This is a genomic window from uncultured Desulfovibrio sp., from assembly GCF_902477725.1.
Taxonomy (GTDB): domain Bacteria; phylum Desulfobacterota; class Desulfovibrionia; order Desulfovibrionales; family Desulfovibrionaceae; genus Desulfovibrio.
This window is the reverse complement of the sequence record NZ_CABSIF010000017.1, coordinates 61,170-74,024: the sequence shown is the minus strand read 5'-3', so window position 1 is coordinate 74,024 and position 12,855 is coordinate 61,170. Positions and strand designations below refer to the sequence as shown.

Sequence of the window (12,855 nt, the reverse complement as noted above, 5' to 3'; positions counted from 1 at the left end):
CGCGGCTTTGCCGCGCCGTCAGCGACTGATATCCGTGCCTTTCCGCCCGGCGGCCCTAGCGCCGATGGCGGCCCAAACCCGCGGTGCGGTGTTTGGCATTAGATTGGCGGGCGTAGCCCCATAACAGGCCCCACCTTGCCGCGCGCCGCGCAGGCGTCCCAAACTCCGCCTGAGGGCGGAATAGCGTGCCCGAAGGGTCGCAAATCCCCCCCCTCGCCGCATAGGCCAAATCCCTCCCCCTCACCTCTGGGGAAATCCCTTAGTCATTTTTTCACAATTCAGGATTCTCCTGATAGCACCCAACCCCTTTCCAACCTACTTTGGGCTGACCGTAAATAAACTTGCGTCGGCAAAAGGCCGCAAGGGGGAAACAATGGCTTTTGATTTCCAAAGAACCTTGAAGAGCGGGGCTGAGAAATCTGTGGTGAAGTTCATTCTGCTGCCCGTGGCACTGTGTCTGTGGCTTGCCTGTCCGATGTCGGCACAGGCCGCTGAGGCCCTTCCGGCTGCTCAGGCCGCCGTAACAGCGCAGGCTGAAAATGTCGCTCAAACCCAGCCCCAGTCTTTTGTGGCCGTGGCTGCCGCCGACACGGCGGTTCAGGCCGCGCCCCCCGAAGCCGCTCCCGCTGCTTCGCAAGCACCTGAAGCGGTGGCTATAGACAACCATCCGTGGTGGTACTGGCCGGTTGCCCTGCTGTTCTTCTGTTTCATTCTTGGCGTCATCGCCGTTATGGCCGGTGTGGGCGGCGGTGTTCTGTTTGTGCCGCTGGTGAGCGGGTTCTTCCCCTTCCACCTCGACTTTGTGCGAGGCGCGGGCCTGCTGGTGGCGCTTGCGGGTGCTCTTGCCGCTGGCCCCGGTCTGCTGCGGCGTAACTTCGCCAACCTGCGCCTGGCTCTGCCTGTGGCGCTGATTGCCTCTGCCTGCGCCATCGTGGGCGCCATGCTCGGCCTGGCGCTGCCTACCAACGTCATTCAGACCTGCCTTGGCGCGACCATCCTTGGCATTGCCGTGCTGCTGCTGCTTTCCAAAAACTCAGTACGCCCGGTGGTGACCAAGCAGGATGCCATAGGCCTTGCACTCGGCATGGACGGTGTTTTTCTTGAACCCAGCACCGGCGAAGTGGTCGAGTGGAAAACCCACCGCACCCTGGCTGGCCTGCTGCTGTTCATCGCCATTGGCATTATGGCCGGCATGTTCGGTCTTGGCGCTGGCTGGGCCAACGTGCCAGTGCTCAACCTGCTCATGGGCGCGCCCCTCAAGGTCGCTGTGGGCACCTCCAAATTCCTGCTTTCCATTACCGACACTTCTGCCGCCTGGGTGTATCTGAACCAGGGCTGCGTTATCCCGCTGATGGCTGTTCCTTCCATCGTTGGCCTCATGCTGGGTTCTGTGGTGGGTGTGCGGCTGCTTGCCAAGGCCAAGCCCAAGTTCATCCGCTACATGGTTATTGGCGTGCTCTTCTTCTCCGGGGCCAAGGCCCTCATGAAGGGCCTCGGCTGGTAATCCGCATCGGATACGCTTGAACTGAAGGGAGAAAACAATGACCACTGATCTGAAGAACGACATAAAGGCCTCCCCCGCGCAACTGCGCTATGCAGACACCTTGTTCTACGGCGCGCTGCTGGGTTTTGTGGCAATGCTTGTTACCTACGCGCTCTATGTTTTTGGTGTGCTGACGCCGCAGATTCCTCTGGATCAAATGCCGCACCTGTGGACGCAGAACGCAGCCGCCTACCGCGCTGCGGGCAATATTCCTCAAGGTTGGGGCTGGCTTGCCCTTGTGGGTAAGGGCGATATATGCAATTTCATTGGTATCGCTTTTCTTGCGGCGCTTACTATCATCTGCTTTGTGCAGCTTGCGATCAGTCTTGTGCGCCAGAAGCAGTGGATTATGACGATTATTGCCGTGCTTGAAGTGTTGGTGCTCAGCCTTGCGGCTTCGGGCGTTCTGGTGGCTGGCGGCCATTAGTCGGGGTTTTGCCTTACGGGGCCGGGGAACGTGCCGCCGTGGAGCTGAACCGCACCAGCGGGCTTGACGGCGGCGCAGACCTTGGAGGGCACATGTTTGCCACGATAAAAAACTACTTCGCGCATTTGCTGGAAGTTCCGGAGGCGGTGTCTCCGGCCCGGTACCGCTCACTGCGGCGGCTGATGACAGTGCTCATGGTGGCCGTTTCGGTTACGCCGCTGCTGCTGCTTTCGGCCATCAGCCACGTGCAGTACATGCGTACCCTTGAGCGCGAACTGGAAAGCCCGGTATACGCCCTGGCCCGCAAGTCGCAGGCGGCACTGGAACTGTACCTCGGCGAGCGTGTCTCCACGGTGAGTTTTCTGGCCCACGCGTATACCTTCAAGGATTTGCTGGACGAGCGAACTCTCAACCGCGTGTTTCTGGCCCTCAAGAGTGAATATCAGGGCTTTGTGGATATGGGCCTGGTGGACGCGGACGGCCAGCAGGTTGGCTATGTGGGGCCTTACAAACTCAAGGGCGTGGACTATGCGGGCAAGCCCTGGCTGCGTGATACCGAGATAAAGGGGCGCTACCTCAGCAATGCCATTCTGGGCTATCGCGGGTATCCGCACCTTGTTGTGGCAGTGCACAGGCTTGAAGAAAACGGTGTTTCATGGACGTTGCGCGTGGCCACAGATACCCTGCGCATCCAGCAGGTTGTGTCCACCGTTGGGCCGGAGCATGATACTGACGTGTTTCTTGTAGACACGGAAGGCGTACTGCAAACGGATTCCAATCTTTTCGGCAAGGCGCTGGAGAAACTGCCCATGGATCTGCCCCCGGCCTCGCACGAAACAGTGGTGCGCCGCATTACAGACCCCAAGGGCAGGCAGCTCATGGTGGCCTCGTGCACACTGGCGGGCACGGATTTCATGCTGCTGGCCGTCAAGCCCACAGAAGACGCCATCCGCCCCTGGCTGGCCCTGCGCACGGAATTGCTGCTGGTCTTGTGCGGCGGCATTGCCCTGATATTTATGGTGTCGAATCTGCTCATGCAGCAGCTTATCAATCGGTTGCAGGCCAGCGATGAACGCCGGGTCGCTGTTTTTGCCCAGATGGAGCACAACCAGAAGCTTTCGTCCATCGGCCGGCTGGCTGCGGGCGTGGCCCACGAGGTCAATAATCCGCTGGCCGTCATTTACGAAAAGGCGGGGCTTGCCCAGGATCTTTTGAGCATGGGCAAGGTGTGCGGTGATGGCAAGGACAAGGAAAGGCTCTGCGCCCTGCTGGAAGGCATTGAAAGCACAGTGGAACGCGCGCGCGGCATTACCCACAGGCTACTGGGCTTTGCCCGCCGCATGGAAGCCAACCGTCAGGCCCTGCACATAGAAGAAGTTATTTCAGAAACCCTTGGTTTTCTTGAGCGCGAAGCCAAAAACCGGGGCGTCAAACTTGAAGCGGAACTGCCGCCCAACCTGCCGGAAATTGTGTCGGACAGAGGCCAGTTGCAGCAGGTGTTCCTCAACATCGTGGGCAACGCGCTGGACGCGCTGGCCGGTGGCGAGGGGAGCACGCAGGCACCGCAGGGCGAAGAGCGTTTTGTTAAAATACGCTGTCAAAGCCAGAACGGGCAGATGCTGGTGAGTGTGCAGGACAACGGCAAGGGCATGTCGCCCGAAGTGCTCCGGCATATTTTTGAGCCGTTTTACTCCACCAAAAAAGACAAGGGAACCGGGCTCGGCATGTTCATCACCTACGGCATCGTGCGCAAGCTTGGCGGCGAAATTCACGTGCAAAGCGAAGAAGGGCGGGGCAGCACCATAAGCATCACCCTGCCGCTTACTCCGCCAGATGTCGCGGTGGAGGTGTAGAATGTCATTACGCATCCTTCTGGCTGACGATGAAAAGGAATTTGTCGATACCCTGGCAGAGCGTCTTTCGCTTCGCGGATTTGCGCCCTATGTGGTTTATGACGGCATCAGCGCACTCCAGGCCGCCACGCCGGAAAAACCCGATGTTGTGGTGCTTGATCTCTTTATGCCCGGTTTGTCGGGCGATGAGGTGCTGCGCCGCCTCAAGGTTCTATACCCTGATTTGCCGGTTATCCTGCTCACAGGGCACGAGGCCGTGGACGACAACGGCACAAACCCCGTGGCGCAGGCCTTTGCCTGCCTCACCAAGCCGTTGAGCTTCAATGTTTTTCTGGAAACACTGCAAGCTGCCGTGCGTGAAGGCAAGGAATGCTCAGCCACCGGAGGCAAGTCATGAATGAAAGTCAGTGCATGGCCCGCTTGCTGGCTTCCGCCGTTCACGACATGCGCAACGTGCTGGCAGTGATACGTGAATCTGCCGGGCTGGCCCAGGATCTGGCAACTCTGGCAGGCGGCAAGACTGTTGCCGCGCCGGGGGCAGAGCGGCTTTCATCGGCATTGAGTGAAGTGCAGCGTTCCATCATTCAGGGGGCGGCCCTTTCCGAAGCCATGGACTTCATGGCGCAGGCTGGGGGGATGGAACCCGGCGGTGCTGGCCCCTGCGATCTTGCGCGGGTAAGCCGCAGTTTCTGCCTGCTGGCGGCGCGTCAGGCGCGCGCGGCACAGATACACCTGACCAGCGGCGAAACTGAAGAACCTGTGTGGGCCAATGTGCCGCCTTTGGCCGTCCTGCGGTCGCTGCTTGAAGTGTTTGACCTCTGCGCCTCGGTGGGCGGGCAGGTGAACCTGCGCCTCACCGCCGGACGGCGGCAGAAGGAAGAAGGCATTATAGTTGAGGCTCTGGAAGGGGCCAACCGTGAGATGGCCCTGGCGGCCATGACCGGCAGCCCCATGCTGGACGGCATGCGCCCAGGCTGGCGCGCCGTGCTTATGCCCTGGCGGGATGCCGGGCCAAGATTTTTCCTTTCCATTTCGGCCTGCGATAGCGAAGGCGAATAACTGGCACCGGCATGTTGCCGGGCCTTCAAGGAGTATTCCATGACCAAGGAAGACATCAAAATCCTGCTGGTAGACGACGAAAAGCAGTTTGTGGACACGCTCTCGGAACGCCTTGCCATGCGCGGCTTTGAGGCGCGGGTGGCCTATGACGGCCCCGAGGCCCTCAAGGCTGTGGAGCAGCCTACCGACGTTATCGTGCTTGACCTGCGCATGCCCGGCATGGACGGCTTTGAAGTGCTGCGCAACGTCAAAAAGAGCAATCCGCAGGTTCAGGTCATCATTCTTACGGGCCACGGCGGCGACGCTGAAGAGCAGACCGCCTATCGCATGGGTGCGTACAACTTCCTCAGAAAGCCCATGGACATTGACGAATTGCTCAACAGCATTCGCATGGCCTACCGCGACAAGCTTGAGAACGCCATGGTGGCAGTTTCCCTGGCCGAAGGCGGGGATTTTGATTCGGCCCGCGATGTTATGAACGAAAGGGACGTGCTGGAAGAGCACGGTAAATAAGCGCTGGTGCAGCTTTGGCCGGGGAGGGCCGGATGGAGCGCATCCGGCCTGCGGCAAGGGTATTTCTGCACGAAATGCTCTTGCAGGAATTCGCCCTAACCCCTGCCATAAAAAAGGCGTTGGCTGGTCTTGCCCGCCGCAAGGCGGCTGGTTCAAGCGTTAATTGTCCTGAAGCGGTTTTTTGAAACTGCCAGGGCGGCAGCGGTTCGCCATAGGAGTTCGCCATGCGTGTGCTTGTTGTGGATGACGAACCTGCCTTTTCGGAGCCTTTGGCCGAGCGTCTGGCATTGCGCGGTTACGAAACCGCAACCGCGCAGGATGCCGATGCGGCCCTGGCCGAACTGGCGAGCGGCCCCCGCGACCTCATATTTCTTGATGTGGGTCTGCCGGGTATGGACGGCGTGGATCTGCTGAAAATTCTGCGCGAGCACTACCCACAGACCGATGTGGTGATGCTTTCCGGCGCAGGAGATATGGGCAAGGCCGTGCAGGCCATGCGGCGCGGCGCGCTGAACTGGCTTTCAAAGCCCGTGGGCATGGACGGCATCCTTGCGGAATGCCGCAAAGCGGCGGAGCGCGCAGGCGCACGGCAGGAAGCAGCACGTCTGGCCGAGGCAGCCCGCTGGCGCAGCCTTGGCAGGGTAGCGGAAGGTGTGGCCCATGAGGTCAACAATCCGCTGAATATCATGGTGCAGGCCGCTGGCCTGATCCGTGACTGCCTGGAAGAGCCGGAAGCCAAAGCTTTGCCGGATATCGATGAAGTACGCGAAGCTGTGGACACCATCAGGACGCAGAGCCTGCGGGTGCGCGAGATAACGCGCAAGCTGCTCATGGTGGGGCACGGGCTTGACCCTCGCGTGGGCGCGCTTGATGTGGCTGCGGATGTGGCCCAGGTGCTGCGCCTGCTTCACGAACGCATGGAAAGCGCCCATGTGCGCTGCAATGTCCTTGTGCCGCAGGGCGAGGGCGCGCCCCGCCCCTTGGGTTCCGCTCCGGAATTGCAGCAGATATGCCTGCACCTGCTGGAAAACGCGCTGGATGCTCTCAGTGATGCTGAATCGGCATCAGGATTGGCAGAGCGCCCCGGCGGTCTGGTCACCCTGACTGCCAGCACCAGACGCGATGCGCAGGGGCAGGATTGGTATGACCTTGTGGTGCGCGACAACGGCCCAGGCATTGCGCCCGACATCATGCCGCACATATTTGAGCCTTTTTTCAGCACGCGCGCACTGCAAAGCCCCGTTGCCGCGCATGCATCCGGCGGCAAGACACTTGGCCGCTATGTGGGGCTGGGGCTTGCTGTAGCCCGCTCGCTGGCTCACGCCAGAGGCGGTGAACTTACGGCAGTCAACGCGGCGGATGGCGGGGCGGAATTCTGCCTCAGCCTGCCCTTGGCGGAGTCTTTGGGAGAACACCCAACGTCCAAGACTCAAGCATAGGATTTTGAAATTTTTCATATTGCGCGCAAGGTTCTGTATCTGACGTTTGCGCCACTCATCACCTCCATGCGCCCCAAGCGTTTACGGTGGAAGCCCCTTGCCAAGGGTTCGGCAAGGGGCAATTCTTTTATTGCAGGCCAACACAAAGCCCCTGCCGGAGGACAACCTGCGGCAGGGGCTTTGTGTTGATGTCGTTGTGCGCATTGCCCTTGCCCGGTCAGGATTGTGGGGCGGGGACTCTGCGTGATTAAAAAACAAATTAATCAGGCAGTGGTACGTCGGTCTGAAAACCGGCGGCAACGCACTTGGCAATAAGATCGCCTGAACCGTCGTAAATTTTTACGTCATAATTCAGAATATGCTTGCCGTTGCGTACCACAAAGGCCTCCGCCGTAAGGGGAGACACCTTGCCGGGGCGCAGGTATTCAATGGTGGTATTCAGGCTTACCACGCCGTAATCCTTGCCCGCATTGGCGGCAGAGCCAAAGGCCACATCGGCCAGGGCAAAGATGGCCCCGCCGTGGGCCATGCCCATGCCGTTTTTGTGGTTTTCGGTGATCGGCATGGTTACCTTGGCGTATTCCGGTGTGGCGCTTTCAATAGTCATATCCAGATAGCGCACCAGCTTATCGTGCTTTTCCACGTAGTTTTTCATTTCCATCTCCGCACGTATCCCTTGCTCTGGCGGCTGCGTGAGTTGGCTTTGCCTCAAGGCGCATGCCTTGTTGCCGTACCACCCCGCCAGAGTTGGCGTTTAAAAAACCTTGAGAATAGGTATTCTCAAGGCTGTTTTGCTCTTGTGAAAGAAAACGGGCTGAAGGCCTTGGCTCTCAGCCCGCGTTGCTAGAGCATTTTAACTTTGAAAAAGGTTAAATTCTCTAACGCTGCACAAGCGTGCAGCGCGCCGCAACGTGGCGTGGATTCTGCCGAAAATTGCATTTTTCGGCAGAATGACAACGTTGAAATGTGAAGCATTTCAACGTTGATCTGGTCTAGTACAAATGCAGATATGGTTTATTCTACCTGCTGGATGCCATCCAGTTTCCAGTTGCCACCTGTCGCAGGGCGCATAAAGTGCCACACTTCGCGCGCAGAGGACGGCGTCTGCTGGTCTGGGCTTTCACGCAGGAGCACGTCAAAGAACACCTGGGCATACTGTTCCTGGCCTTCATCGGTCACACCGAGAAGCTGGGCATTGACCAGCAGAATTTCTGTGGTGCTCGGCTTGGGGTCAGCTTCCATCTGTTCGCGCACCGATTTCTGAACCGCCTCGGTGGTGAACTGCGAAATATCGTTCATGTCGCGCTTGTCCCAGGCAGTCTGCAAACGGGTGTAGGCCATCTTGGCCCCGCGCAGAAATTCATCGGCATCAAAACCTGGAGGCATGGGAATCTGCGGGCCGGGGGCTTCAGCCTCGCCAGCGCCGCCCTGGCCACGCAGGGCATCCCATCCATTGCTCGCACCGTCATTACGCATCATGCCCGCTTCGGGCTGCGCGGCCTGTGCGCCTTGCGCGCCTGCGGAAGCTTGGGCGGGCTTTTGCGAACCGCGAAAGGCGGCAAAAAGCTTGAGGCCAAGGAAAATCATCAGGCCGATGAGCAGGATATCCATAAAGCCGCCGCCAGCAAAACCATGACCACCCAAGAGCGAACCTATGAGCGTACCGGCAAGCAGGCCGCCCATGAGGCCGCCCATGCCGCCGAACATACCGCCGGGGCGCGCGGCTGGGGCCGCCTGAGCCTGAGGCTGTGCGGCGCTGGGTTTGTTCTGAAAGGTAGTCTGAGGACGGGGCGCAGGCGTGCTCATAAAGGGCTTGCTGCCAAAAGAACCACCGCCGCCAAGACGAGCGGCAAGTGCGTCATCAGACAGGGTGAACATGAGCGAACAGCAAAGCAGAACAAGAATCGTCAAAAAAGCTTTTATTTGCATGAACATCTCCCATAAGGGCGGTGTTGGTCATCTCCTTGAGTGGCGATATGACCGGATAGTACTTTCTGTACAAGCCTTATCTACTATAATCATTATACAGATTAAGGCAAGTCTGGGGAAAACGCGGCACGGGGAGCAGTTTTTTGCTCCCTGCGGCGTGGCCGAAAAAGTATTGTGGCAGGGTTGAAATCAGCAAATCCGGCGGCTTGGGGCGTTATTTTTGCAACGAGGTCAGACCGTCAAGAATTGTCCACGGATTGGGCGGGCAGCCGGGAATATACAAATCTACGGGCAGCAGTTCGCTCACGCCTCGGTTGCACTGATCACTCTCGCGGAACAGCCCGCCGGAAATGGCGCAGGCCCCCACGGCAATAACAATGCGCGGCTGCGGAGTCGCCTTGAAGGTATCAAGCAGGGCCAGCCGCATGTTTTCCGAAACCGGGCCGGTCACGGCAATGCCGTCAGCATGGCGGGGCGAGGCCACAAAATCAATGCCAAAGCGGCCAAGGTCAAACACCAGTGTGGTGAGCACGTTGCTGTCGGCCTCGCAGGCGTTGCAGCCTGCGGCGCTGACCTGCCGCAGTTTGAGCGAGCGGCGGAACAGGGAAAACCGGGGCGGCGTAGGCTGCTCTGCAAATGCCTGACCGGGAACCACTAGCAGGCCCTCGCGGGTAAAGGACGCCATGCGGTGCTGCCCGGTAAAGGTAAAGGCCCTCTTGGGGCAGGCGGCACGGCATGCGCCGCAAAATGTGCAGCGCCCCATGTCCAGCGTTGGGGTGCCGTCATCCGCACCAGCGGTGGGCAGCAGGGCGCCAGCGGGGCAGGCCGCGTAGCAGGCGCGGCACGAGCCGCAGGAAATCTGTGCAAGCTCGGGTCGGCCCAGATACCGGGGCGAGAGCGCAGGCTGGCGTTTGGGGTAATCCAGCGTGCGGTATTTCTGGTGCAGGCGTTCCTTGATAATACGCAGCATGTCAAAGCCTCACAGATCGTGTCCGCAGTACGAGAGGTTGAAACTCTTGTTGCAGAGCGGGAAGTCGGAAATCTGGTTGCCGCGCAGGGCCATGGCAAGGCCGGACCAGTTGTGGAACGAAGGGTCAATGACCTTGTAGGCCAAAAATTTGCCCTCTGGCCCGGTAACTGCCACATGGCAGATTTCGCCGCGCCAGCCTTCAACCTGTGATACGGCGAGGGTATCGGGCGGGAGGGACGCAAGGGCCTCGGCGTCTGGCTGTTCCGCAAGGGGGGGCAGGTTGGCGAGGGTGGAAATATCCGCCTCGAGCAGGCGCAGGGAATCGTCAATCTCCTTGCTGCGCACAAGTGTGCGGGCCAGAACGTCGCCCGTGGCTTCAACACGCGGCGCGCAGTCCCTGGTGGGCAGATCGGCAAGTGGAAAGTGAAAACGCGCGTCAACCTTGAGTCCGCAGGCCCGCGCGGCCATGCCCACCAAGCCCAGATTCTGGGCGCTTTCCCTGCTGACGTAGCCTGTGCCAGTGAGGCGTTCGAGCACGCTTTCGGTATGCAGCATCACATCCACAGCGCCGCGCACGTCGCGCCCTGCCGCCTTGATGCGCGCAAGCATGTCTGCGCAGCCTTCCGCGTCAAGATCGTAGGCCGTGCCGCCGGGGCGCAGCAGCCCCCGGCCAAACCGGTTGCCGCACAGGCAGGCCGTGGTGTTGAGAAAATCACCGCGTATACGGCCATTCCACGAGGCAGTGGGCAAAAAGCCCGTATCCCCTGCAATGGCCCCAAGGTCGCCCGTGTGGTTGGCAAGGCGCTCAAGTTCAAGGCCCACCCTCCGCAAACGGTGAGCGCGGGGGCCGACCACACAGCCCGCCAGGCGTTCGATCAGTACGCAATGGGCGGTGGCATGGCCTATGGTTGTATCGCCTGCGGCGCATTCCAGCAGGGGCAGGCAACAGGCAAGGGGGCCGCGCACAATCATGCGTTCAAGTCCACGGTGCTGATAACCCAGAGCAATCTCAAGGTTCAGCACGTTTTCGCCGTGGCACTGAAAGCGGAAATGACCCGGCTCAATAACCCCGGCATGTACGGGGCCAACGGCAACCTCATGAATTTCTTCGCCTTCAACCCTGTAGAAGGGGTAGGGCTGGGCAGCCTGGCCGGGCGCTACGGCAAGCGAGCCGCCTTCGGCCTGTGTTCTGGCATTGGCTTCGGCGGCGTCCGGGATGCGACGCACAGGCTTGAGCCAGGGATGCCCCTCAGGTCGGATGCCCCATTGCTCAAATATTTCGCGTTCAAACAGATGCGTCTGAGGCGTGGTGGGCGTCATGGAAGCATAAGACTGCAAGGGAGCAGTGCGCATGGCGGCAAGATAGTGCGAACTGTCCTGAGCCAGTATACAGCACAATCCCGCAGGGGCGTTTTCGTCCGAAGATTCCGGCAGGCCGAACAGGGCCAGCAGACGCCAGCCTTCGGCAATGTAGCGGCGCACAAATGCTCCCAGTTCTTCAACAGAAACCGGGGGCATGCCCGACAGCGGCACGGTATCGCGGTAATCGAATAGCATCAGCCCTCTCACCGTTGGCAGCGCAAAACCCGGCGGGTTTTGGCAGCAGCCTTTGGCGCTTACGCGCCTATGAGCGCAGCGGCGCGGTTAAGAAAATCCCACAGCCAGTCGGGAATCCACAGGCCCAGAGTCAGCACGGTCAGCCCTAGCACCAGAGGCGGCAGGACGCTCAGCACAGGCTCGGAGTTAGCGGGCGGCAGGTCCACAGGGCGGTTGCCCTGCACCATGCGCAGCACCGACACGGAAAGCCCCACAAAGATGATGGCCAGCAGCACCAGATATCCGGCGGAAAGCCAGGGCAGGTCTGCCGCCAGCATGCCCTTGAAGATGAGCAGCTCGCTGACAAAAAGCCCAAATGGCGGCGACCCGGCCACAGCCAGAAATCCGGCTGTCCACAGCGCCGCCGTGGCGGGCATGATCCAGCGCATGCCGTGCACGTCGTAGCTGGAATAGGTGTGGTAACGGGCAAGGATGTTGCCAGAAAGTAGAAAGAGCATGCATTTTGTGAGCGAATGGCAGACCGCATGCAGCATTGCGCCGGGCACAGCCACGCCGCCCACGCCAATGCCCAGGGCCAGAATGCCCATGTGCTCAACGCTGGAATAGGCCAGCATGCGCTTGTAATGGCCTTGCCCCACAATAAAGATGGCGGCTGTCATGAGCGAAAGAATGCCGAAAAACATGAGCATGCCGCCCGAAAGCCCGCCAAGTCCCGCGGCCAGCATGATCTGGTGCCCGCGCAGCATGCCCAGCATGGCGCAGTTGAGCAGAGCGCCCGAAAGCAGGGCCGAAACCAGCGAAGGGGCCTGACTGTGCGCATCGGGCAGCCAGTTGTGCAGAGGGGCGAGGCCCATTTTTGTGCCGTAGCCCACCAGCAGAAATATAAAAGCCGTCTTGAGCCACGTGGGTTCCGCAAGGGCCGCGTTGCGCACAAACCAGCCCACCTGATCCATACCGTCTGCCGCGCCAGCGGCCCCTTCCGCACCGTGAAACGACACGGCGAGCAATATGTTGCCCAGCAGGGCCAGGGCAATGCCCACGGAGCATATGATCAGGTACTTCCAGGTGGCTTCCAGCGAACTCTTGTGACGGTGAAAATAAATGAGCTGTGCGCTGGAAAGTGTGGTCGCCTCAATGCCCACCCACTGCGCGCCCATGTGCGGCGTGATGGTCACAAGCGTCATGGCCCCGAGAAAAAAGCACAGGCAGGCTGTGAAGCGGCGCTCCGGCGCATTGGTGAAGCGCCCGTGATCCAGAATATTGGTGTGTTCGCCGATGCGTTCTTCTTCCCGCAGGTAATGCACGGCATAGAATGACGCGGCCAGAAACAGCAGGCTCGCCAGCATCAGAAACAGCACGCCCAGAGCGTCCGGGGCCAGCAGCCCGCCAAGCTCTGAGGGGGATTCTCCGCGCGCAACCCTGACGGCAATTACGGCGGCAAGGGCAGTGTGCACCAGTGCCGTGAGCGGCAGGCCAAGGCGGCAGATGACGGCGCGGCCCCAGAGCAGCATAATGCAGCCTGCGCACAGGGGTATGAAAAGAAGTGCTGTCAGCATGCGCTCGTC

12 protein-coding genes are annotated in these 12,855 nt (G+C 60.2%); 7 read left to right on the top strand and 5 right to left on the bottom strand.

Features of this window, described 5'->3' with window-relative positions; genetic code table 11:
• Positions 1-373: 373 nt before the first annotated feature.
• From RDK48_RS13630 to RDK48_RS13600, 7 genes are all read left to right on the top strand, one after another.
• The gene (locus RDK48_RS13630) at positions 374-1,504 is read left to right on the top strand and encodes a sulfite exporter TauE/SafE family protein (RefSeq protein WP_298995661.1); all 1,131 of its coding nucleotides are present in this window, start codon (positions 374-376) and stop codon (positions 1,502-1,504) included.
• Between the two features lie 37 nt (positions 1,505-1,541).
• Entirely contained in the window at positions 1,542-1,970 is a 429-nt protein-coding gene (locus RDK48_RS13625; RefSeq protein WP_240824884.1) for a DUF1634 domain-containing protein, read from the top strand.
• A 92-nt stretch (positions 1,971-2,062) separates the two neighbouring features.
• Positions 2,063-3,823 carry a sensor histidine kinase gene (locus RDK48_RS13620; RefSeq protein WP_308588021.1) on the top strand — a complete coding sequence of 587 codons (1,761 nt, stop codon included), beginning with the start codon at positions 2,063-2,065 and terminating at the stop codon, positions 3,821-3,823.
• Between the two features lies 1 nt (position 3,824).
• Positions 3,825-4,220 carry a response regulator gene (locus RDK48_RS13615; RefSeq protein WP_298995655.1) on the top strand — a complete coding sequence of 132 codons (396 nt, stop codon included), beginning with the start codon at positions 3,825-3,827 and terminating at the stop codon, positions 4,218-4,220.
• Positions 4,217-4,882 carry a sensor histidine kinase gene (locus RDK48_RS13610; protein ID WP_298995653.1) on the top strand — a complete coding sequence of 222 codons (666 nt, stop codon included), beginning with the start codon at positions 4,217-4,219 and terminating at the stop codon, positions 4,880-4,882. Before RDK48_RS13615 ends, RDK48_RS13610 begins: the two co-directional genes overlap by 4 nt.
• A 39-nt stretch (positions 4,883-4,921) precedes the next feature.
• Complete coding sequence (locus RDK48_RS13605) at positions 4,922-5,395, top strand: response regulator (RefSeq protein ID WP_298995650.1); 474 nt, start codon at positions 4,922-4,924, stop codon at positions 5,393-5,395.
• A 224-nt stretch (positions 5,396-5,619) separates the two neighbouring features.
• The gene (locus RDK48_RS13600) at positions 5,620-6,834 is read left to right on the top strand and encodes a response regulator (RefSeq protein WP_298995646.1); all 1,215 of its coding nucleotides are present in this window, start codon (positions 5,620-5,622) and stop codon (positions 6,832-6,834) included.
• Between the two features lie 259 nt (positions 6,835-7,093).
• On the opposite strand, the gene RDK48_RS13595 is transcribed toward RDK48_RS13600, so the two are convergent.
• The 5 genes from RDK48_RS13595 to RDK48_RS13575 form a co-directional block, all read right to left on the bottom strand.
• The gene (locus RDK48_RS13595) at positions 7,094-7,489 is read right to left on the bottom strand and encodes a PaaI family thioesterase (protein ID WP_298995643.1); all 396 of its coding nucleotides are present in this window, start codon (positions 7,487-7,489) and stop codon (positions 7,094-7,096) included.
• Between the two features lie 359 nt (positions 7,490-7,848).
• A complete protein-coding gene (locus RDK48_RS13590) occupies positions 7,849-8,763 on the bottom strand; it encodes a Tim44 domain-containing protein (protein WP_298995641.1) in 915 nt (304 codons plus the stop codon).
• A gap of 214 nt (positions 8,764-8,977) precedes the next feature.
• A complete protein-coding gene (locus RDK48_RS13585; RefSeq protein WP_298995639.1) occupies positions 8,978-9,733 on the bottom strand; it encodes a 4Fe-4S dicluster domain-containing protein in 756 nt (251 codons plus the stop codon).
• 9 nt (positions 9,734-9,742) lie between these two features.
• On the bottom strand, positions 9,743-11,290 hold the full coding sequence (locus tag RDK48_RS13580) for an NADH-quinone oxidoreductase subunit C (protein ID WP_298995637.1): 1,548 nt from the start codon (positions 11,288-11,290) through the stop codon (positions 9,743-9,745).
• A 59-nt stretch (positions 11,291-11,349) separates the two neighbouring features.
• Positions 11,350-12,846: a proton-conducting transporter membrane subunit gene (locus RDK48_RS13575; RefSeq protein ID WP_298995635.1), complete on the bottom strand. Its 1,497-nt coding sequence runs from the start codon at positions 12,844-12,846 to the stop codon at positions 11,350-11,352.
• Positions 12,847-12,855: the final 9 nt, after the last annotated feature.

Excerpts from the sequence above, each read along its gene's own strand:
- RDK48_RS13630 (WP_298995661.1), top strand. The coding sequence starts at position 374 with ATGGCTTTTGATTTCCAAAGAACCTTGAAGAGCGGGGCTGAGAAATCT.
- RDK48_RS13625 (WP_240824884.1), top strand. The coding sequence starts at position 1,542 with ATGACCACTGATCTGAAGAACGACATAAAGGCCTCCCCCGCGCAACTG.
- RDK48_RS13620 (WP_308588021.1), top strand. The coding sequence starts at position 2,063 with ATGTTTGCCACGATAAAAAACTACTTCGCGCATTTGCTGGAAGTTCCG.
- RDK48_RS13615 (WP_298995655.1), top strand. The coding sequence starts at position 3,825 with ATGTCATTACGCATCCTTCTGGCTGACGATGAAAAGGAATTTGTCGAT.
- RDK48_RS13610 (WP_298995653.1), top strand. The coding sequence starts at position 4,217 with ATGAATGAAAGTCAGTGCATGGCCCGCTTGCTGGCTTCCGCCGTTCAC.
- RDK48_RS13605 (WP_298995650.1), top strand. The coding sequence starts at position 4,922 with ATGACCAAGGAAGACATCAAAATCCTGCTGGTAGACGACGAAAAGCAG.
- RDK48_RS13600 (WP_298995646.1), top strand. The coding sequence starts at position 5,620 with ATGCGTGTGCTTGTTGTGGATGACGAACCTGCCTTTTCGGAGCCTTTG.
- RDK48_RS13595 (WP_298995643.1), bottom strand. The coding sequence starts at position 7,489 with ATGAAAAACTACGTGGAAAAGCACGATAAGCTGGTGCGCTATCTGGAT.
- RDK48_RS13590 (WP_298995641.1), bottom strand. The coding sequence starts at position 8,763 with ATGCAAATAAAAGCTTTTTTGACGATTCTTGTTCTGCTTTGCTGTTCG.
- RDK48_RS13585 (WP_298995639.1), bottom strand. The coding sequence starts at position 9,733 with ATGCTGCGTATTATCAAGGAACGCCTGCACCAGAAATACCGCACGCTG.
- RDK48_RS13580 (WP_298995637.1), bottom strand. The coding sequence starts at position 11,290 with ATGCTATTCGATTACCGCGATACCGTGCCGCTGTCGGGCATGCCCCCG.
- RDK48_RS13575 (WP_298995635.1), bottom strand. The coding sequence starts at position 12,846 with ATGCTGACAGCACTTCTTTTCATACCCCTGTGCGCAGGCTGCATTATG.